The organism is Cellulomonas biazotea (assembly GCF_004306155.1).
Lineage (GTDB): Bacteria > Actinomycetota > Actinomycetes > Actinomycetales > Cellulomonadaceae > Cellulomonas > Cellulomonas biazotea.
The window spans coordinates 1-1,242 of sequence record NZ_BIMR01000289.1; the positions used below are offsets into that span (position 1 = coordinate 1).

Below are 1,242 nucleotides of genomic sequence, written 5' to 3' on the forward strand. Positions count from 1 at the left end.
CCCGGGGGGCCCCCCCACGTCAGGGCATCAGCCCACCGGCCCCTGCGCGAGGGTCACGGCTGCCTGCTGCGTCGCGCCGGTCTCGGCGTCGGTCCAGGTCAGGGTCACCGTGTCGCCGGGCTCATGCCCGCCGAGCAGGGCGGACAGGCCCGTCGACGAGGTGACGGGCGTCCCGTCCACACCCGTGACGACGTCGCCCGCGGTCAGGCCGGCGGACGCGGCCGGGGTGCCGTCGATGACGCCCTCGACGACCGCGCCCGCCCCGGAGTCGACCCCGAGGCCGATACCGAGGAACGCCGGGTAGCCGATCTGCACGGTGTTCGTCTCCACCCCCGACTCGATCTGCTGGACGATCGCGACGGCGTCGACGATGTCGATCGCGTACGCGACCGTGGTGGTGCCGCCCACCGACGCGGCGGTCGTGATGCCGACGACCTCGCCCTCGTCGTCCAGGACCGGCCCGCCGGAGTCGCCGCTGACGACGGCCGCGGAGAACTCGATCAGCCCGCTGAGCGTCTCCGCCTCGCCGTTCGAGGACGTCGCCGCGGTCATCGTCTCGTCCGTGCCGGTGACCTCGCCGGCCGCCGCGACGAGCATGCCGCCGCCCTCGGCGTTGCCGACCGCCGTCACCGTGTCGCCCACGTCCGCGCCGCCGTCGTCGTCGAGCGTGACCGTGGCCAGACCCTGCGCGTCGGTGAGCCGGAGCAGCGCGACGTCCGCCGACGCGTCCGTCCCGACTACCGTCGCCTCGTACGTCTCGCCCGTCGACTCGACGGTCACGCTGATCGCGGTGGCGCCCTCGACGACGTGGTGGTTGGTGAGGACCAGCCCGTCCGTCGTCAGCACCATGCCGGTGCCGGCCGACGAGCCACCGGAGTAGCCGAGCGTGGTGGCGACCGTCACGACGCCCACCTGCTGCTCGGCGGTCGCGGCGGTCGTCGTCTGCGCGCTGGTCGTGCCGGCGGAGTCGTCGGACGTCCCCGGCGCCCCGCGGCCCGGGCCACCCGGCAGCTGACCGGTGCCGTCGGACCCGTCGGTCCCGTCCGTGCCGCCGTCCGGTCCGGACCAGGACCGCTGCGGCCAGTCCGCCTCGGTGACCGAGGACCCGCCCGTCGTCGCGTCCTGGGTCCCCGCCGCGATCGCCCAGCCGGTGCCGCCGCCGGCGACCAGGCCGACCGCGAGCGCCGCGCCGACCACGCCCGCGGCGGCCCCGCGCCGCACGGTCAGGGGGCGCTTCGGGGC

General features: G+C 76.3%; 1 protein-coding gene. It reads right to left on the minus strand.

Annotated features, from left to right (window positions below):
* Positions 1–27: 27 nt before the first annotated feature.
* Positions 28–1,242 (minus strand): S1C family serine protease (locus CBZ_RS16810; RefSeq protein ID WP_130782633.1); only part of this gene is annotated, 1,215 nt, incomplete at its 5' end.